This is a genomic window from Serratia sp. TSA_198.1, assembly GCF_052686505.1.
Map to the genome: position 1 here is coordinate 472574 of NZ_JBQZFP010000001.1, position 17304 is coordinate 489877.

Here is a 17304-nt window from a genome sequence, read left to right on the forward strand (position 1 = left end):
GCCATCATGAGCACCATTGAAAACCCGCAGTTGCAAACCAGTGCCGTCGCCAAATCGCCGCTGTTGCTGGATGTAAAAGACCTGCGCGTGACCTTCGGCACCCCGGACGGTGACGTGACGGCAGTGAACGATCTGAACTTCGACCTGCGAGCCGGTGAAACGCTGGGCATCGTCGGTGAGTCCGGTTCGGGCAAATCCCAGACCGCTTTCGCGCTGATGGGGCTGTTGGCCAGCAACGGCCGCATTGGCGGATCGGCTAAATTTAACGGCCGCGAAATCCTCAATCTGCCGGAAAAACAGCTCAACAAGCTGCGTGCGGAAGAGATTTCGATGATCTTCCAGGATCCGATGACGTCGCTTAACCCTTATATGCGCGTTGGCGAGCAACTGATGGAAGTGCTGATGCTGCATAAAAAAATGAGCAAAAGCGAAGCCTTCGAAGAGTCGGTGCGTATGCTCGATGCGGTAAAAATGCCGGAAGCGCGCAAGCGCATGCGCATGTATCCGCATGAGTTCTCCGGCGGTATGCGCCAGCGGGTGATGATCGCCATGGCGTTGCTGTGTCGGCCCAAACTATTGATTGCCGATGAACCTACCACCGCACTGGATGTGACGGTTCAGGCGCAGATTATGACGTTGTTGAATGAACTGAAACGCGAGTTCAACACGGCCATTATCATGATCACCCACGATTTGGGCGTGGTGGCCGGTATTTGTAATAAGGTGCTGGTCATGTACGCCGGGCGCACGATGGAATACGGCAGCGCGCGTGATGTGTTCTATCACCCGAGCCACCCATATTCCATCGGTCTGCTGAATGCGGTACCGCGTTTGGACGCTGAAGGTGAAGCCTTGATGACCATTCCCGGCAACCCGCCGAATCTGCTGCGTCTGCCGAAAGGTTGCCCGTTCCAGCCGCGTTGTCAGTTCGCTATGGAACAATGTGCGAGCGCTCCGCCGTTGGAGCAGTTTGGTGAAGGGCGCCTGCGCGCCTGCTTTAAACCGGTGGAGGCGTTGGTATGACAGCGGTAACCGAGAAGAAAGTGCTGCTCGAAGTGGCCGATTTGAAAGTGCACTTCGACATTCATGATGACAAACAGTGGTTCTGGCAGCCGGCGAAAACCCTGAAGGCGGTCGACGGCGTAACGTTGCGGTTGTTCGAAGGGGAAACGCTGGGCGTGGTTGGCGAGTCCGGTTGCGGAAAGTCGACCTTCGCACGCGCCATTATCGGCCTGGTGAAAGCCACCAGCGGGCGCGTTGCCTGGTTAGGTAAGGATCTGCTCGGCATGAGCGATACCGACTGGCGCAAAACGCGCAGCGATATCCAGATGATCTTCCAGGATCCGCTGGCCTCGCTGAACCCACGCATGACCATCGGCGAAATCATCGCCGAACCGTTGCGCACCTATTACCCGAAGATGCCGCGTCAGGAAGTGAAGGACAAGGTGAAGGCGATGATGCTGAAGGTAGGCTTGTTGCCAAACTTGATCAACCGCTATCCGCATGAGTTCTCCGGCGGTCAGTGTCAGCGTATCGGCATTGCGCGTGCGCTGATCCTGGAACCGAAGTTGGTGATCTGTGACGAACCGGTTTCTGCACTGGATGTGTCGATTCAGGCGCAGGTGGTCAACCTGTTGCAGCAACTGCAGCGTGAAATGGGGCTGTCGTTGATCTTCATCGCCCATGACCTGGCGGTCGTCAAGCACATCTCCGACCGCGTGCTGGTGATGTATCTGGGCCATGCGGTGGAGTTGGGAACCTACGATGAGGTGTACCACAACCCGCAGCACCCTTACACCAAAGCGCTGATGTCGGCAGTGCCGATCCCGGACCCGGACAAGGAGAGGGAAAAACAGATCCAACTGCTGGAAGGGGAATTGCCTTCGCCGATCAACCCGCCTTCAGGCTGCGTGTTCCGCACTCGCTGCCCGATTGCCGGGCCTGAATGCGCCAAAACCCGGCCGCTGCTGGAGGGGAGTTTCCGCCATGCGGTGTCGTGCCTGAAAGTCGATCCTTTATAATTTACCCGTCGTCTTCAAGCCGCAGCATTGTTCGCTGCATCACCAACAAAAAACCCGCCAACGTTGGCGGGTTTTTTCATGCAAGCAGGGCGCTTATTCTTTCCACAAAATGTGGCACAGCTTGTGGTCTTTCTCACGGCAGAGCAATACGCGGGCAAACACGTCGTTGATCGGTTCGCCATCGCTGTCCGCGAGACCAATGACCACTTCGGCAAAAAAGTCCGGGTTCAGGTCAAAATCCACATGTTCCGACCAGTCTTCCGCCGGATCATACAGCTCGGCGCCGCCGCGTTCCTCAAATTGCAGGTTGAACAGCAGGATATCCGCCGGATCCAGATTGTCGCCGGCCAATTCCAGAAAGATGTCATAAGCCTGTTCCAGCGTTTCGTCTTCGGTAAGGCGGTTATTCAAATCCATAAAAAAATCCTGATCAAAAATGATTTGGCGTTATTAAACCATGCCCGACGCGGCTTTTATAGCAGCGGGCTGAAAAAGTAGAACAGGCGTTCGACAATACGGTGCCAGAACGGCCGTTTCTGCCACTCTTGGGCGTTCAGCAACTGTGAGCGGGCGATATAGTCATCCTGCACGCAGGCCAGATCGCTGCCGAAGCCGTCATCGTCGATGACCAGGGTGATTTCAAAGTTCAACCACAGGCTGCGCATGTCCAGATTCACCGTGCCTACCAGGCTGAGTTGCCCATCGACCAGTACGCTCTTGGTATGCAGCAGGCCGCCTTCAAACTGATGGATGTGCACGCCGGCCTCGAGTAATTCGGAAAAGAAGGAACGGCTGGCCCAGCGTACCATCGTTGAATCGTTGTCGCGCGGCACGATGATGCTGACTTCAACGCCACGCAGCGCGGCGGTGCAAATGGCATGCAGCAGATCGTCGCTCGGCACGAAATAGGGCGTTGTCATGATCAATTGCTCACGCGCAGAGTACACGGCGGTCAGCAACGCCTGATGGATCATCTCATCCGGGAAGCCGGGGCCGGAGGCGATAACCTGAATGGTGTGGCCGCTTTCTTGTTCGAACGGCATGATATTGACATCGGGCGGCGGCGGCAGAATGCGTTTGCCGGTTTCAATCTCCCAGTCACAGGCATAAACGATACCCATGGTGCTGGCGACCGGGCCTTCCATACGCGCCATCAGATCGATCCATTGGCCGACGCCTGCGCCCTGTTTGAAATAACGCGGATCGACCATATTCATACTGCCGGTATAGGCGATGTAATTGTCGATCAGGATGACTTTGCGGTGCTGGCGTAAATCCATTCGGCGCAGGAACACGCGGAACAGGTTAACCTTGAGCGCTTCTACCACCTCGATGCCGGCATTGCGCATCATGCCCGGATAAGGGCTGCGGAAAAACTGCAGGCTGCCGGCAGAGTCCAGCATCACCCGGCAGTGCACGCCGCGTCGCGCGGCAGCCATCAGCGATTCGGCGACTTGATCCACCAGCCCGCCGGGTTGCCAGATATAGAACACCATCTCAATATTATGGCGTGCCAGCTCGATATCGCGGATCAGGGCCTTCATCGTCGAGTCTGTGGTGGTGAGCAATTGCAGTTGATTGCCCTTAACGCCATCAATACCCTGGCGACGATCGCACAACTGGAACAGAGGCCTGGCAACCTCGCTGTATTCCGTAGCGAAGATCCGTTGGCTCTCTTTTAATTCGCTGAGCCAGCGAGCAGTCGAGGGCCACATCGCTTTGGCTCGTTCGGCGCGACGTTTGCCTAAATGCAATTCGCCGAAAGATAAATAGGCCACGATACCGAATAACGGCAGAATATAGATAACCAACAGCCAGGCCATGGCTGAAGGTACAGCGCGACGTTTCATTAGAATACGTAGCGTGACCCCGGCGATAAGCAGCCAGTAACCGAACACCATGAGCCAACTGATTACGGTATAAAATGTTGTCATAAAGGCGAAAAATCCTGTTCGCAAACCACCAACAATGAGTGTACGCACAGAATGGTAAAGGGGGAACCTTTTCTCGGCGCTTATGTTGCATAAATATGATTGCCTTAAGGCACTTGCTGAAAGCGAAAAAAACATTTTTATCCGGCCATCGCGTCGCTTGGCGGCGTGAAAGTGCGACGAACTGCGGCTTGGATCGCACGGCGAAAGCGTTATAATGCCCGCCGTTGGCATTTGACGGACGAGTGACGAAACGATGAGACGCAGTAGAAACGAGGTGGGCCGTTGGCGGATGCTGCGGCAGAGTCAGCGCCGCAGGCATCGCTGGCTGGAGCGCCAGTCATGCAGCAACCGGCACATTATTCGGGTGCGACGTCGCCTGGATGACCAGCACCGGCGCGCATTGCTGTTTGTGGTCGCCTACGAGTGGTAAAACGAAAACAGTCCCGGCAGGGACTGTGAATTCGATGAAAAAGTTGCCTTTAAGCCTGGGGGTATTATGGGATACGCCCTTGTATTCCTCGGCGACAAACGCTCCCTGATTCAGAGCGTTATCACTTCTTGCCTAAAGTCCATTTCGCCATGCCTGCCCCCAGCACCATTAATAGCGCTGCCGCTATCAGTACCGCGATAAATGCCCGGTCGAAAGCCATGCGCGCCAGTTGTTTTAGCTGTTCAGCCTGATCGGTGGCCAGAGTGGCGGCCAGTCGTAGAGCTTCATCAATGCTGTCATAGGCGATGTCGCTCACCGGCAAACTGCCCGGCAACGTCAAACTGTGGCTATAGACGGCAGTCATTAGCCCGCCGAGCAGGGTGATACCCAAAACCCCGCCCAGTTCATAGGAAACGTCTTCAATCGACGCCGCCATGCCGGACTTCTCTTCAGGCGCATTCAACATGATGGCGGTGGATGCGGCGGTAATGGCGCCACCGACGCCAAAACCAGTGATACACAGGCAAACCAATTGCAATAAAACGCTGCTTTGATAGAACAGGGCGAGACCTGCGATCCCGAAACCGGTCAGCATAAAACTGCCGAGCATCATGCGGCGTTCGCCGTAGCGGGGCAGGAATAAGCCAGTCAGCGGCCCGGCCAGCACGGAGGCCAGCGGGATCGGCAAAATAAATAGCGCGGCTTGCAATGGGCTCAGATCGAGAACCAGTTGCAGGCGTTGACTCAGAACCAGTTCCACGCCTATCAGCGCTATCATCGAGAGCAAGGCGACGCCGACGCCACCGGCAAACAGCCGGTTTTGGAACAGCGTGAAGTCGATCATCGGGTATTGCGTTTGCCTTTGGCGGCGCACAAAAAAGACAAGAGAGACAATGCCGAGCGCCGCGGCCATCGCTAACGCAATAAACGAAGGTGCCGTTTTGCTCAATTCTTTCAGCGCATAGATGCTGCCCACCAGGCCGATCATGATTTGTACCGAGCCTATGATGTCGTAAGGGCGCGTATTCTCTCCGCCGCAGTGCGGTATCAATCGCCATGCCAGCGGCAGTACCAACATTACCACCGGCACGTTGATCAGAAACACCGACCCCCACCAGAAATATTCCAGCAGCACCCCGCCGACCACGGGCCCCAGCGCGGCGGCACTGGAGGCTACCGCCGCCCAGATGCCAATAGCCAGCGCACGCTCGCGTTCGTCGGTAAAGATATGACGGACGATGGACAGGGTTGCCGGCATCATCATGGCGGCACCTACGGCAAGGAATGCGCGTGCAGCAATCAGCCATTCTGCCGTGGGCGAAAAAGCAGCGCAAAGTGAGGCGGTGGCAAAAACCGGCAATCCGGCCATAAACAGGCGCTTATGACCGACGCGATCGCTCAGCATGCCTGCGCCAGGCAACAGACCTGCAACCACCAACGGGTAAGCGTTTACGATCCACAATTTTTGTGACGCATTGGCATCCAGCGCCTGCGTCAGCCGCGGCAAGGCGGTGTATAACACCGTCATGTCGATAACGATCAGAAATAGTGCGCTGGAGATTAAGGCCAGGATCAACCAGCGGTTGTTTACGAACATAATATTATTCCAAAAAATGCGGCCGGCGCGGATGCGCAGCCAGAAGGTAAACCCCAGTCTCCACTGGTGGTATACTGGTCATAATATATATCCATACGTACGTATTGAAAAGAGAGGTCTATCAATGGGACGTCAACGCAGCATCGATCGTGACAAAGTTCTGGATGCGGCCGAAGAGATTGTCGCCAACCAGGGCGCCGCCGGACTGACCATTGATTCCGTCGCAAAAGCGATGGGGATCTCCAAAGGCGGAGTGCAATACTGCTTCGGCAGTAAAGATGCGTTGATTGATGCGATGTTTGAACGCTGGGGCAAGGCGTATGACACTCTGTTCGACGCGATTGCCGGGGAGAACCCCTCGGCGATCACCGCCGTGCAGGCGCATATGCAGGCGACCAGAAGTTCCGATCAGGCCTCCAGCGCCAAGGCTGCGGGGTTGATGGCGACGCTGATTCAAACGCCGGAGCATCTGGACAGCACGCGTGAATGGTACCGCAGCCGGATTGCCGGTCTGGATTTGACCACTGAGCAGGGAAGGCGCGCGCGGCTGGCTTTTCTGGCCACCGAAGGGGCATTTATGCTGCGTTTTTTTGGTTTGATGAATATCGACCAGCAAGAATGGGACGCTATGTTTACGGATATGCAGGCACTGATTCTGGCGCAAAGCCAAACGGCTGCAGAGGATCCGGCATCGAAGTAATATGCGAAAGTCACCTTAACCCCGATACCGTTCGGGGTTGGCGCGCAGGCCGGGTTGATATCGGCCTGGTCGGTTACCCTGTTTTACGGCACAGGTATTTGCCCTTTATGACGCCGTCATAAAATCTGCCTTTCGAAACCACCACGACAAAGTCCTGGTAGATTCGATTGGGAACCCCGATATATTGATAGATCCCTGCATCACGAAACTGGATTTCCAGAACCTGAGCAGTTTCATCATAGCCTATTGATATAATTCTTGAAGATGAAACCGGTTGTCGCTGCAAGTATACTCCCCTCTGTTAATTCATTATTATTTATATGGTTATAGGCTGCCCGTTAACCATACCAGAAGCTGGAATGCGCCGCCATACGCTTCGCTTTATGAGGAAAGCTATCGCACCGATAGCTGGCGGGGCCAAAGAGGAAAGCGTAGGGTTATCTCATAAGATATTCCCTCGAAGACCCCTTTAGCCAGCCACTCCGTGCTGGCTTTTTTTTACGGTGTTGTTCATTCTGAGACGAGTGGAGAAACAAGTCACGGACCACCTAACGTGACCCGTAATTGTAGCAGTGCAACCCGTTATAATGGAAAGCAACAGGTTTATTTGATAACTATCTAAAATACTTGCTTAAAAGGTTTTACCGTTACGTCACCATAAACGCCGGCAGCGACGTAGGGATCCTGTTCAGCCCAGGTTTGGGCATCCGCCAGCGAGGCGAATTCCGCAATCACCGTAGAGCCGCTGAAGCCCGCACTACCCGGATCGTTGCTGTCGATAGCCGGGTTTGGGCCGGCAAGCACCAGACGGCCTTCATCCCGCAGCGCCTGCAGGCGTGCCAAATGCGCCGGCCGCACCGACAGACGGTTTTCCAATGAGTTGGGGACGTCCTGCGCGTAGATCAGATAAAGCATGTTTCACCTTTAAAATCATTAGTATAAAAGGGGTGATTCAAGGTAGCGCAAAAGACGAGCCAAGGGAATGCCTGGCAGGGGGAATTTACCTCTAGCTGGCGCTTATGCCTTGAAGCAGCTAGTTTTTATTCGTATAGTGCGGCCGCGCGATGAATTGAACCCCTGTGTGAGAGGTGAGGAAATGACGGAACTGGTTAGGGATAAACTCGACTTGCCTGAGGGCAAAAGCAAGCTGTTGCTGCACTCCTGCTGTGCGCCTTGTTCCGGTGAGGTGATGGAAGCCATTCAGGCCTCCGGCATCGAATACGCCATCTTTTTCTATAACCCGAATATTCACCCGCAAAAAGAGTATCTGCTGCGCAAGGAGGAGAACATTCGCTTTGCCGAGCAGCACGGGATACCCATTATTGACGCCGATTACGATACCGATAACTGGTTTGCCCGCGCCAAAGGCATGGAAAACGAGCCAGAGCGTGGGATCCGTTGCACCATGTGTTTCGACATGCGTTTTGAGCGCACCGCGTTGTACGCACATGAAAACGGCTACGACACCATCTCCAGTTCGCTGGGTATTTCCCGCTGGAAGAATATGCAGCAAATCACCGATTGCGGTGTGCGCGCGGCAGAAAAATATCCTGACCTGCAGTATTGGGATTACAACTGGCGCAAAAAAGGCGGCGCATCGCGAATGATAGAAATCAGCAAGCGCGAACGCTTCTACCAGCAAGAATACTGTGGCTGTGTCTATTCGTTGCGTGATACCAACCTGCATCGCAAAGCGCAGGCGCGGCCACTGATCAAATTGGGCGTGCTGTATTACGGTGATGAAGAATAACGCCGCATTGGTGACGAATGACCCGCTACGGCGGGTTTTTTTGTTTTTGTCGCGATAAATCAGGTTAATAGAGCGTGTGAAATCCTCAGTAAAAATGCAAATAAAAGGTTAATATCCCCATGAGTTTACAGGTTTTAGCAATGAATAATGACGATTAAAGCGATAGTTTGCCATTCGTTATTGAATATGATTGCTATTTGCATTTAAACTTGGCGAACCAGAGGAAACAGAATCATTATGCCGCTAAAAAAGATGTTCCTTAATCGCCGTTTATCAGTGCCGATTGTCCTGTCCGTTGGCTTACATAGCGCCTTGGTGGCGAGCTTGCTCTATGCTTCTGTCAATGAAGTCATGGAGTTGCCGAAACCAGAGGATGCGCCGATCAGCGTCATGATGGTCAATACCGCGGCAATGGCCGAGCCGCCGCCGCCCGCGCCTGCTGAGCCAGAACCGCAGGTGGAACCGGAACCGGAACCAGAGCCGGAACCGCTGCCAGAGCCACCGCCAAAGGCGATACTGAAGCCTGAGCCGGTAAAACCCAAACCGAAGCCGAAACCGAAGCCGAAGGTCGAAAAAACGGTCAAACGCGAACCGCAGAAAACCGAGCCGCGCGAGCCATCGCCGTTTGAAAACAACGAGCCGGCCAAGCCAGTCGACAAAGCGCCGGTGAAGCAAGCGCCTTCAGCGCCGGTTCAGGGCAATTCGCGTGATGTGGGGCCGAAGCCAATCAGCCGTGCAGATCCGATCTACCCACCGCGCGCCAGAGCCTTGCAGATTGAAGGCAGTGTGCGGGTTCAATTTGATATCGACAGCGACGGCCGCGTGACCAACGTGCGTATCCTGTCTGCGGAACCACGCAATATGTTCGAGCGTGAAGTGAAACAGGCATTGCGCAAGTGGCGTTACGAAGCCAAGGAAGCGAAAGATCGCGTCGTTAATATCCGCTTTAAAATAAACGGCACCACGGAGATGGACTGATATCGACGTTGGCGCCAATAGAAAAGGGTCGCCGAAGCGACCCTTTTTGCTGCCTGCATTTCAGTTATTCTTCAAAGCCGACGCGGAAGTTCATTTTGCCATCGGGCAGGGCGCGTGAATTGCCCTCATCGTCCACCGCCACATAAGTAAATACCGCCTCGGTTGCACGGTAGCGCTGGCCGATAGGCGCGGAGGACACTTTCTTTACCCACACTTCTATATTGATGGTGATCGAACTGCGGCCGGTACGGATACACTGCGCATAGCAGCAAACCACATCACCCACTGCGACCGGTTTCAGGAAGGTCATACCATCGACACGCACTGTCACTACGCGTCCTTCGGCAATTTCTTTCGCCTGAATAGCGCCGCCAATGTCCATTTGCGACATTAGCCAGCCGCCAAAAATATCACCGTTGGCATTGGTATCTGCCGGCATTGCCAGAGTACGCAGCACCATTTCGCCACTGGGTAAAGGTCGTTGTTGAGTCATAGCCGTCTGCTTATCAAAGAAGGGTTTTCATTATACTGCCCGCAGCAAGCGCTACGGGCATTAACAATTTTGTAACTATTTTTTCTGTTCTTCCGGCATGTGCCGATAAATATAAATACCGCTGAGCAGGGTAAACACCAGCGTCAGCGCCGTCAGGCCGAACACTTTAAAGTTAACCCAAACGCTTTGCGGCAGCCAGAAGGCGACGTAGATATTCGCCAGGCCACAGACCAGGAAGAATACCGCCCAGGCCAGGTTGAGGTTGCTCCACACTTTGTCCGGCAGCGTCAGCTCTTTACCCAGCATGCGCTGAACCAGCGGCTTCTTGAGCACCAGTTGGCTGATCAGCAACGCCAACGCAAACAGGGTATAGATGACCGTGACTTTCCATTTGATAAACAAATCGTTATGGAATACCAGCGTTAGGGTGCCGAACACCAGCACCATCAGGAAGGTGATCAGCGTCATCTTCTCGACCTTGCGGTATTTGATCCAGGTGAACACCAGCGCCAGTGCGGTAGCGACAATCAACGCGCCGGAAGCGACGTAGATATCGTAGAGCTTATAAAAAGCAAAAAAGACAATTAACGGGAGGAAATCAAGAAACTGCTTCATAAATCAATCCATCATCTGTTCATCGCCCGACTATACCGGATTCGGCGGGCTCTGTGTACCGCTGGGAAGCGCTGATTATCGGCGTTTGGGGGCCGGATTTCTGCCATGAAAGCAGGAATTTGCATAAACTTACGATTGAGGTCGCGACTTCGTGGTGGGCCGATTGCCAGCGCGGCCCTGGCATCTCATGATACGCGTAATAATAGACGGATAATTTATAACGGAAAACAGTTTATGCAGTGGAAATCTCTCCAGGCGTTGACGCCTGGTTTGACGCATTTATTAGGGTATCAACGCAGTTGGCTTAAACCGGATATACGCGCCGGGCTCTCCGTAGCTGCGGTGGCATTGCCGGTGGCGATCGCTTACGCCGAGCTGGCCGGGGTCAGCCCGGTGGTGGGGCTGTACTCCTGTATTTTGCCGATGGTCGCCTACGCGTTTTTCGGATCGTCGCGCCAGCTTATTGTCGGGCCGGACGCAGCCACCTGTGCAGTGATAGCCGCAGTAGTGACGCCGCTGGCTGCGGGTAATATGGAGCGGCACTGGCAACTCACCATTATGATGACGGCAATGATGGGCGCCTGGTGCCTGTTGGCTAGCCGTTTCAAACTGGGCGCACTGGCGGATCTGCTCTCCCGGCCGATACTCAGCGGGCTGCTGAACGGTGTGGCGATCACTATCATGGTCGATCAGATCGGCAAGGTTCTCGGTTTTGGCGTTCACCCTGCGCAGTTGATTGAGCGCATTTACGCGCTGCCGGGCAACCTGATGCACAGCGACTGGCTGACCATGGCGGTGTCGCTGTTGACGCTGGTCACGCTGCTGGGATTTAAAAAATGGCGCCCTAACTGGCCGGCACCGTTGTTTGCCATCGTATTGGCGGCTTTCGTCACCTGGATAGGCGGGTTACAACGGCATGGCGTAGTGACGGTGGGGGGGTTTAGCGACGTATTACCGATAGTCCAGTGGCCGGATTTCCAGCCAGGGTTGCTGCGAGACATGGTGATCCCGGCACTCAACCTGGCGGTAGTGAGTTTTGTCAGCATGATGCTGACTGCGCGCAGTTTTGCGGCAAAGAATGGCTATGAGGTGAACGCCGACGCTGAGTTCCGCGCGCTGGGGTTGGTGAATATCGTTTCGGCGCTTTCGCAGGGGTTTGCCATCAGCGGGGCGGATTCCCGTACTGCGGTTAACGATGCCAACGGCGGCAAGAGTCAATTGGTGTCGATCATTGCAGCGGGGGTGATTGCTTTCGTGCTGTTGTTCCTGATGGCGCCGCTGCAGTTTATTCCGGTAGCGGGGTTAGGCGTAGTGCTGATGTATGCCGCCTGGTCGTTGCTGGATTTTCGGGGCATCTGGATTATGCGCCGCCGCAATGCGCAGGCCTTCCGGTTGGCCATGTTCACCTTCTTGTGCGTGCTGCTGGTGGGGGTGATCAGCGGTATCGGCCTGGCGGTATTGCTGGGGCTGATGCAGTTCCTGCGCACGGTATTTCGTCCGACGGAGCAGTTGCTGGGTGTGAACGACGAGGGCATGATCCACTCGATGGGCAACAACAACGGCGTTAAAGCGGTACCCGGCGTGATGATGTACCGCTTCAACTCGCCGTTAACCTATTTTAACGTGGCGTACTTCAAGCGCCGGATCCTGAATTTGGTGGACAGTACACCATTTCAGCCGCGTTGGGTGGTGGTGGATGCTGTCGCCAGCTTTACCCACGCGGATATCAGCGTTCTGGCGGCGATAGATGAGCTGAAGCGCGATCTGTTACAGCGTAACGTTAAGCTGGTGTTGGCAGGGAGGCGAACCGAGCTGACGCGTTGGTTCCGCATCAATCGGCTGGGACGCGATCGGGAATTGATTCTGGTGCCGGATTTGTATCTGGCGTTGAAGCTGATTCAAAGTAAGGAACAGGCTGAGACGGCTGCGGTTCCATAAGCAAAAAGGGCACGCCGAGGCGTGCCCTTTTAGTTACTGCAGGCAGATCAACTGCGCAGCAGCATATACAGACGGAACAGGTAAATCAGCAACAGGGCGGAAACCAGGTTGCTCAGCGCGGTAAGCACTACGCTGGCGACATTCGGGGTCAGTACCGAAAGGTGGCTCACCATAAACAACACCAGCAGCTTGGCGGCCAACCACAGCATCATGGCCGGCACAATCACGCGTGCATTGGCGAAGGCCAGTTTGCAGCTCAACTTGATCGACGCGAACACGCCTTTTTTGTCCGCGGTGGTGATCACCGGCGCCAGCGAGAAGGCGATCGCCATAATTACGCCCGGCACGACGAACAGCGTCAAGCCTAGCTGAATCAGCAGAGTGCAGATAAACAGCAGCAACAGCAAACGCGGCAATTCCGGCGCAGAAGCGCCAATAGCGCGCAGCGCGCTGATGCGTTGCCCCTGGGAAACCAGGCTAATCAGCGTCAGCATCCCGCCAACCAACAACACGTTGCCCACCAAAGCGGAGAAAGTGGCAGCAGCTGACACCTTCAATAACACCATCTGCTGCTCGGGCGTCATTTGCTGAATGATTTCCTGGATCCCCATTCCGGCGGATGCCGTAAAATCACCTTCCGTTGCGGACAAGATCTTCAACTGCTCGACGTCAGGGCTAAAAACCTGATTGAGCAGCACAGAAATGAACGCGGTCAACAGCGCCAGCATCAGAATGCTGGTCAGTTGATTACGGAAAAAGTTAAAACTGTCACGGTACAACGTGTTGGCCGTGATAGGCATGCAGACTCCTTGGCGTCGAGAAACAAAGATATATCCATCGCCTTTCAAGTTGCGCCATGGTTGGCCGCAACTTGAAATTCATAGGTATATAGCAAAATCAGTGGGCGATTGTACCTTGTTCCGCGTCGCTGTGGCACCCCGCGAGTTGCATTGCGGCTATTTCTTCGGCAATCACCGTTATTGGCAGCGACAAGGGTAAAGGAACCGGCAGCGGCGGCAGACCATAACGCTCGCGAGCGCGATCGCAGGCTTCGTTGCGCAGGCCGTTTTCTCCGGACTGATCGAATTCGCGACAAGGGCTGGGGCGATTGAGATAAATGGAGCAGGACACGGCCTTGCCGATTTCGCCCTCGAGAGCGGTACAGCGCGGGGACTTGCTGTTGGTCCCCTGCATACAACGCAAAAAGGGAGTTAAGGGCTCGGTAAGAGAGATAGGAACCACGCCGCCGCCATCTTCCGCTTCGGCCCAATAGAATGACACTCGAAAATAGCCGCAGCATGCGCCGCAACTGACACAGGGATTATGAATTTCGCTCATCTTGATCGCGCCGACTCCTGACGGCACTCACCAAAACCAACACGGATAATGAACTTACTCAGTGGCTGTTTTTTTAGCAACTGAAGTTTGAACATGCAGATGTTTTGCAACAAAATGCATTTTTTGATTCAGATCAATTCTCGATTTATTAGTCCCTTAGGTAACCTTGTTTTTAGTAGGAATAAAAAAATTTACACATAAGATGTGATCCCGATGGGATCATAAATACCCGTAAGTAGGTATATTCCCTTCCGACTAGTAACCACACAAATGGAATGGATAATGAAAAAGACAACTCTGGTGGTATTGGCGGCTATGATGGCTCCAATGTTGGCAAGCGCGCATCAGGCGGGTGATTTTCTTTTCCGCGCGGGGGCGGCGACGGTTCGGCCCAATGCAGGATCGGACGACGTACTGGGGCAGGGATCCTTCAATGCCGATAATAATACCCAGCTCGGCCTGACTTTCGGCTATATGGTAACGGACAATATTGGCGTGGAACTGCTGGCTGCGACGCCGTTCCGCCATAAGGTGTCGTTGAACGGCGCGGCAGTGAACGGCAATATCGCCACGGTGCGCGATCTGCCGCCGAGTCTGATGGCGCAATATTACTTTGGCGACAAGCAGGACAAACTGCGTCCGTATCTGGGGCTTGGCGTGAACTACACCACCTTCTTTGATGAAAAATTCAATGACAATGGCAAAGGAGCCGGGCTGAGTAATCTGAGCCTGAAAGACTCCTGGGGTGTCGCTGCGCAGGCGGGCCTGGATTACAACCTGGATGAACACTGGATGTTGAATATGTCGGTGTGGTGGATGAATATCGAGACCAAAACCCGCTTTGATGACGCCAACGGCAACCATCACAGTATTGATACGCGGTTGGATCCTTGGGTGTTTATGTTCGGGGCGGGTTATCGCTTCTGAGGATGACCGAGACAGGGAGGCGCAATGCCTCCCTGCGATCGTTATTTGAGTTGCATGACGTTCTCAACGGATTTAACACCTGCCACGCCGCGTGTGGTCTGCACCGCACGGTTGGCATCTTCGCTGGAAGTGACAAAGCCGCTCAATTGCACCCGGCCTTTAAAGGTCTCTACGCTGATTTCTCTCGACTTGATGTTTTTATCTGCCAGCAGTGCTGATTTCACTTTGGTGGTAATCACCGTATCGTCAATATAACCGCCAGTCCCCTCGGATTTCGCTGTCGGCGCGCAGGCGCTTACTGCGAATGCCACAACGGCTGCCATGCATAAGGCCGAAAGGGTTTTAAATAGCTTCATAAATTACTCTCCATGCAATGTTATTGTTGAAACTACATTCAGGTTATTACCTGAAAACGCTCAGTATTTCCGCAAAATGCAGAAATCTGCAACGGGCACTTTCAAGTGTGAGTCAATAAGCGAGTTTGTTCAAATTTTAGATGTAAAAAAATCGAACAACACTGAGAGGAAACAAGATGTTATCGGCGGGCGCGATCCATCACGCCCGCCTCAGGGAGGATCAGCTTCGGGTCGCGGCTTTCATTTCGCGAACAAAGTTCGCCAGCCGAGTCAGCATTTCTGCCGGCTGCGCCTGATTTTGCTCGATAATTTTGACGATCGCCGAACCGGAGATCGCACCGGCGGCACCAGCCTGCAGCGCATCATGCACCTGCGCAGGCTCGGAAATGCCGAACCCCTGCAGCGGTGGCGCGGCATGGTATTCGCGCAGTTTGTTCACCAGATGATGCAGTGGCAATTGAGCGCGGCTTTCGGTGCCGGTAACGCCTGCGCGGGACAGCAGGTAAGTATAACCCCGTCCGTGCGAAGAGATTTCACGCAGCAAATCGTCGTCTGCGTTTGGCGGGCAGATAAAGATAGGCGCGATGCCGTGGCGGGTAGCGGCGGCACGGAAGGGCGCAGACTCTTCAAATGGCACGTCGGCAATCAGCACCGAATCCACGCCGACTTCGGCGCAACGCTGGTAAAAGGCGTCGATGCCTTTATGAAATACCAGGTTGGCGTACATCAGCAGGCCGATAGGAATGGACGGGTGCTTCTGACGAATGGCGGCCAGCATTTCAAAACACTGGGTCGGCGTCACGCCGGAGGCGAAGGCACGCAGCGCAGCGCTCTGGATAGTTGGGCCGTCGGCCAGCGGATCGGAGAACGGGATGCCCAGCTCCAGCGCATCTGCCCCGGCTTCAACCAGAGTATCGATAATCTGCAGCGACAGTGCCGGGTTCGGATCGCCCAGGGTGACAAACGGGACGAAGGCGCCTTCCTTGTTGCTTTCCAGACGTTTGAACAGTTGCTGATAACGTTCCATCAGATTTCTCCCCGAGCTTTCAGTATGTCGTGAACGGTAAATATGTCTTTGTCGCCGCGGCCGGACAGGTTAACCACCAGGATCTGTTCTTTCTGCGGCGTTTCACGGATCATTTTAAGCGCGTGCGCCAGGGCGTGGGAGGACTCCAGCGCCGGGATAATGCCTTCGCTGCGCGACAAAGCCTTGAAGGCATCCAGCGCTTCGTCGTCGGTAATCGACACATATTCGGCACGGCCAATGCTGTTCAGATAGGCGTGCTGCGGCCCGACGGACGGGAAGTCCAGCCCGGCGGAAATGGAATAGGATTCCTCGATCTGGCCTTCGGAGGTCTGCATCATCGGCGCTTTCATACCGAAATAGATACCGACGTGGCCGTGCTTCAGCGGCGCACCGTGTTGGCCGGTTTCGATACCGAGACCGGCAGGTTCCACGCCGATCAGCCCAACGCTGACGTCATCGATAAAGTCGGCAAACATGCCGATGGCGTTAGAACCGCCGCCGACGCACGCCAATACGGCGTCCGGCAGGCGGCCTTCGCGCTCCAGCATCTGCGCTTTGGTTTCTTCGCCGATCATGCGCTGGAACTCACGCACGATGGTCGGGTACGGGTGCGGGCCGGCTGCGGTACCCAGCATATAGTGGGCGGTTTCATAGCTGCCGGACCAGTCGCGCAGCGCTTCGTTGCAGGCATCTTTCAGCGTGGAGGAGCCGCTGTGCACCGGGATCACTTCTGCACCCATCAGGCGCATGCGGAACACGTTCGGCGACTGGCGTTCAATATCTTTGGCGCCCATATAGATGCGGCATTTCAGGCCGAGCAATGCACAGGCCAGAGCAGAGGCCACGCCATGCTGGCCGGCACCGGTTTCGGCGATGATTTCGGTTTTGCCCATGCGCTTGGCCAGCAACGCTTGCCCCAGAACCTGGTTGGTTTTGTGCGCGCCGCCGTGCAGCAAATCTTCACGCTTCAGGTACAGCTTGGTTTTGGTGCCGGCGGTGAGGTTTTTGCACAGCGTCAGCGCCGTCGGGCGGCCGGCGTAGTTTTTCAGCAGATCGATAAACTCAGCCTGGAATTCAGGGTCGCGCTGTGCGCTGACGAAGGCCTCTTCCAGTTGTTTTAATGCCGGCATCAGAATCTGCGGCACATATTGGCCACCAAATTCGCCGAAGTAGGGGTTAAGCAGCGTCATTATAGTTCCC

20 protein-coding genes are annotated in these 17304 nt (G+C 54.9%); 8 read left to right on the plus strand and 12 right to left on the minus strand.

The genetic code is table 11. From position 1 onward, the window contains the following. Positions 1-6 precede the first annotated feature (6 nt). Together ACUTSW_RS02240 and oppF are read left to right on the plus strand one after the other, a co-directional pair. Complete coding sequence (locus tag ACUTSW_RS02240) at positions 7-1023, plus strand: ABC transporter ATP-binding protein (RefSeq protein WP_004945304.1); 1017 nt, start codon at positions 7-9, stop codon at positions 1021-1023. Next, on the plus strand, positions 1020-2021 hold the full coding sequence (gene oppF, locus ACUTSW_RS02245) for a murein tripeptide/oligopeptide ABC transporter ATP binding protein OppF (RefSeq protein ID WP_020439159.1): 1002 nt from the start codon (positions 1020-1022) through the stop codon (positions 2019-2021). The genes ACUTSW_RS02240 and oppF overlap by 4 nt, the downstream gene beginning before the upstream one ends. A gap of 93 nt (positions 2022-2114) precedes the next feature. Here the strand turns inward: oppF and ACUTSW_RS02250 are convergent, their stop codons facing one another. Both ACUTSW_RS02250 and cls read right to left on the minus strand, forming a co-directional pair. Continuing rightward, positions 2115-2438, minus strand: a complete 324-nt coding sequence (locus ACUTSW_RS02250; RefSeq protein ID WP_004945300.1) for an HI1450 family dsDNA-mimic protein — start codon at positions 2436-2438, stop codon at positions 2115-2117. A gap of 56 nt (positions 2439-2494) precedes the next feature. Further along, entirely contained in the window at positions 2495-3955 is a 1461-nt protein-coding gene (gene cls / locus ACUTSW_RS02255) for a cardiolipin synthase (RefSeq protein ID WP_013813202.1), read from the minus strand. 253 nt (positions 3956-4208) lie between these two features. On the opposite strand from cls, the gene ACUTSW_RS02260 reads away from it, so the two are divergent. After that, on the plus strand, positions 4209-4385 hold the full coding sequence (locus ACUTSW_RS02260; protein WP_004945296.1) for a YciY family protein: 177 nt from the start codon (positions 4209-4211) through the stop codon (positions 4383-4385). Positions 4386-4506: 121 nt separating this feature from the next. On the opposite strand, the gene ACUTSW_RS02265 is transcribed toward ACUTSW_RS02260, so the two are convergent. Further along, the gene (locus ACUTSW_RS02265; RefSeq protein ID WP_445583555.1) at positions 4507-5982 is read right to left on the minus strand and encodes an MFS transporter; all 1476 of its coding nucleotides are present in this window, start codon (positions 5980-5982) and stop codon (positions 4507-4509) included. 124 nt (positions 5983-6106) lie between these two features. On the opposite strand from ACUTSW_RS02265, the gene ACUTSW_RS02270 reads away from it, so the two are divergent. Beyond that, positions 6107-6682: a TetR/AcrR family transcriptional regulator gene (locus ACUTSW_RS02270; RefSeq protein WP_197930898.1), complete on the plus strand. Its 576-nt coding sequence runs from the start codon at positions 6107-6109 to the stop codon at positions 6680-6682. Positions 6683-6755: 73 nt separating this feature from the next. Here the strand turns inward: ACUTSW_RS02270 and ACUTSW_RS02275 are convergent, their stop codons facing one another. Both ACUTSW_RS02275 and ACUTSW_RS02280 read right to left on the minus strand, forming a co-directional pair. Then, positions 6756-6968: a KTSC domain-containing protein gene (locus tag ACUTSW_RS02275; protein ID WP_006325768.1), complete on the minus strand. Its 213-nt coding sequence runs from the start codon at positions 6966-6968 to the stop codon at positions 6756-6758. Positions 6969-7300: 332 nt separating this feature from the next. Then, complete coding sequence (locus tag ACUTSW_RS02280) at positions 7301-7597, minus strand: YciI family protein (RefSeq protein ID WP_445583556.1); 297 nt, start codon at positions 7595-7597, stop codon at positions 7301-7303. Between the two features lie 181 nt (positions 7598-7778). Between ACUTSW_RS02280 and ACUTSW_RS02285 the strand changes: the two genes are divergently transcribed. Together ACUTSW_RS02285 and tonB are read left to right on the plus strand one after the other, a co-directional pair. Continuing rightward, complete coding sequence (locus ACUTSW_RS02285) at positions 7779-8432, plus strand: epoxyqueuosine reductase QueH (RefSeq protein ID WP_445583557.1); 654 nt, start codon at positions 7779-7781, stop codon at positions 8430-8432. A 237-nt stretch (positions 8433-8669) separates the two neighbouring features. Beyond that, positions 8670-9410, plus strand: coding sequence for a TonB system transport protein TonB (gene tonB / locus ACUTSW_RS02290; protein WP_004945279.1), 741 nt, complete (start codon positions 8670-8672; stop codon positions 9408-9410). A 64-nt stretch (positions 9411-9474) separates the two neighbouring features. Here tonB and yciA read toward each other — a convergent pair whose 3' ends face one another. Together yciA and ACUTSW_RS02300 are read right to left on the minus strand one after the other, a co-directional pair. Continuing rightward, the gene (gene yciA, locus ACUTSW_RS02295; protein ID WP_004945276.1) at positions 9475-9903 is read right to left on the minus strand and encodes an acyl-CoA thioester hydrolase YciA; all 429 of its coding nucleotides are present in this window, start codon (positions 9901-9903) and stop codon (positions 9475-9477) included. Between the two features lie 75 nt (positions 9904-9978). Then, positions 9979-10518, minus strand: coding sequence for a septation protein A (locus ACUTSW_RS02300; protein WP_006325764.1), 540 nt, complete (start codon positions 10516-10518; stop codon positions 9979-9981). Between the two features lie 234 nt (positions 10519-10752). On the opposite strand from ACUTSW_RS02300, the gene ACUTSW_RS02305 reads away from it, so the two are divergent. Continuing rightward, complete coding sequence (locus tag ACUTSW_RS02305) at positions 10753-12456, plus strand: SulP family inorganic anion transporter (protein WP_041416973.1); 1704 nt, start codon at positions 10753-10755, stop codon at positions 12454-12456. Positions 12457-12503: 47 nt separating this feature from the next. On the opposite strand, the gene ACUTSW_RS02310 is transcribed toward ACUTSW_RS02305, so the two are convergent. Further along, positions 12504-13256 (minus strand): YciC family protein, encoded by a 753-nt coding sequence (locus tag ACUTSW_RS02310; RefSeq protein ID WP_004945267.1) that lies wholly within the window; start codon positions 13254-13256, stop codon positions 12504-12506. A 97-nt stretch (positions 13257-13353) separates the two neighbouring features. After that, positions 13354-13794, minus strand: a complete 441-nt coding sequence (locus tag ACUTSW_RS02315; RefSeq protein WP_063201088.1) for a YkgJ family cysteine cluster protein — start codon at positions 13792-13794, stop codon at positions 13354-13356. Between the two features lie 282 nt (positions 13795-14076). Between ACUTSW_RS02315 and ompW the strand changes: the two genes are divergently transcribed. Further along, positions 14077-14721, plus strand: a complete 645-nt coding sequence (gene ompW / locus ACUTSW_RS02320; protein WP_006325752.1) for an outer membrane protein OmpW — start codon at positions 14077-14079, stop codon at positions 14719-14721. A 41-nt stretch (positions 14722-14762) separates the two neighbouring features. On the opposite strand, the gene ACUTSW_RS02325 is transcribed toward ompW, so the two are convergent. From ACUTSW_RS02325 to trpB, 3 genes are all read right to left on the minus strand, one after another. Beyond that, on the minus strand, positions 14763-15077 hold the full coding sequence (locus ACUTSW_RS02325) for a BON domain-containing protein (RefSeq protein ID WP_004945257.1): 315 nt from the start codon (positions 15075-15077) through the stop codon (positions 14763-14765). A gap of 220 nt (positions 15078-15297) precedes the next feature. After that, positions 15298-16104 carry a tryptophan synthase subunit alpha gene (gene trpA, locus ACUTSW_RS02330; protein ID WP_445583558.1) on the minus strand — a complete coding sequence of 269 codons (807 nt, stop codon included), beginning with the start codon at positions 16102-16104 and terminating at the stop codon, positions 15298-15300. After that, entirely contained in the window at positions 16104-17294 is a 1191-nt protein-coding gene (trpB, locus tag ACUTSW_RS02335; RefSeq protein ID WP_004945250.1) for a tryptophan synthase subunit beta, read from the minus strand. Before trpB ends, trpA begins: the two co-directional genes overlap by 1 nt. Positions 17295-17304 lie beyond the last annotated feature (10 nt).

Bases quoted from the DNA above. Each gene is read 5' to 3' on its own strand.
- trpB (WP_004945250.1), bottom strand. From the start codon at position 17,294: ATGACGCTGCTTAACCCCTACTTCGGCGAATTTGGTGGCCAATATGTG.
- ACUTSW_RS02250 (WP_004945300.1), bottom strand. From the start codon at position 2,438: ATGGATTTGAATAACCGCCTTACCGAAGACGAAACGCTGGAACAGGCT.
- ACUTSW_RS02240 (WP_004945304.1), top strand. From the start codon at position 7: ATGAGCACCATTGAAAACCCGCAGTTGCAAACCAGTGCCGTCGCCAAA.
- ACUTSW_RS02300 (WP_006325764.1), bottom strand. From the start codon at position 10,518: ATGAAGCAGTTTCTTGATTTCCTCCCGTTAATTGTCTTTTTTGCTTTT.
- ACUTSW_RS02310 (WP_004945267.1), bottom strand. From the start codon at position 13,256: ATGCCTATCACGGCCAACACGTTGTACCGTGACAGTTTTAACTTTTTC.
- ACUTSW_RS02280 (WP_445583556.1), bottom strand. From the start codon at position 7,597: ATGCTTTATCTGATCTACGCGCAGGACGTCCCCAACTCATTGGAAAAC.
- yciA (WP_004945276.1), bottom strand. From the start codon at position 9,903: ATGACTCAACAACGACCTTTACCCAGTGGCGAAATGGTGCTGCGTACT.
- ACUTSW_RS02270 (WP_197930898.1), top strand. From the start codon at position 6,107: ATGGGACGTCAACGCAGCATCGATCGTGACAAAGTTCTGGATGCGGCC.
- ACUTSW_RS02305 (WP_041416973.1), top strand. From the start codon at position 10,753: ATGCAGTGGAAATCTCTCCAGGCGTTGACGCCTGGTTTGACGCATTTA.
- cls (WP_013813202.1), bottom strand. From the start codon at position 3,955: ATGACAACATTTTATACCGTAATCAGTTGGCTCATGGTGTTCGGTTAC.
- oppF (WP_020439159.1), top strand. From the start codon at position 1,020: ATGACAGCGGTAACCGAGAAGAAAGTGCTGCTCGAAGTGGCCGATTTG.
- tonB (WP_004945279.1), top strand. From the start codon at position 8,670: ATGCCGCTAAAAAAGATGTTCCTTAATCGCCGTTTATCAGTGCCGATT.
- ACUTSW_RS02260 (WP_004945296.1), top strand. From the start codon at position 4,209: ATGAGACGCAGTAGAAACGAGGTGGGCCGTTGGCGGATGCTGCGGCAG.
- ompW (WP_006325752.1), top strand. From the start codon at position 14,077: ATGAAAAAGACAACTCTGGTGGTATTGGCGGCTATGATGGCTCCAATG.
- trpA (WP_445583558.1), bottom strand. From the start codon at position 16,104: ATGGAACGTTATCAGCAACTGTTCAAACGTCTGGAAAGCAACAAGGAA.
- ACUTSW_RS02315 (WP_063201088.1), bottom strand. From the start codon at position 13,794: ATGAGCGAAATTCATAATCCCTGTGTCAGTTGCGGCGCATGCTGCGGC.
- ACUTSW_RS02265 (WP_445583555.1), bottom strand. From the start codon at position 5,982: ATGTTCGTAAACAACCGCTGGTTGATCCTGGCCTTAATCTCCAGCGCA.
- ACUTSW_RS02325 (WP_004945257.1), bottom strand. From the start codon at position 15,077: ATGAAGCTATTTAAAACCCTTTCGGCCTTATGCATGGCAGCCGTTGTG.
- ACUTSW_RS02285 (WP_445583557.1), top strand. From the start codon at position 7,779: ATGACGGAACTGGTTAGGGATAAACTCGACTTGCCTGAGGGCAAAAGC.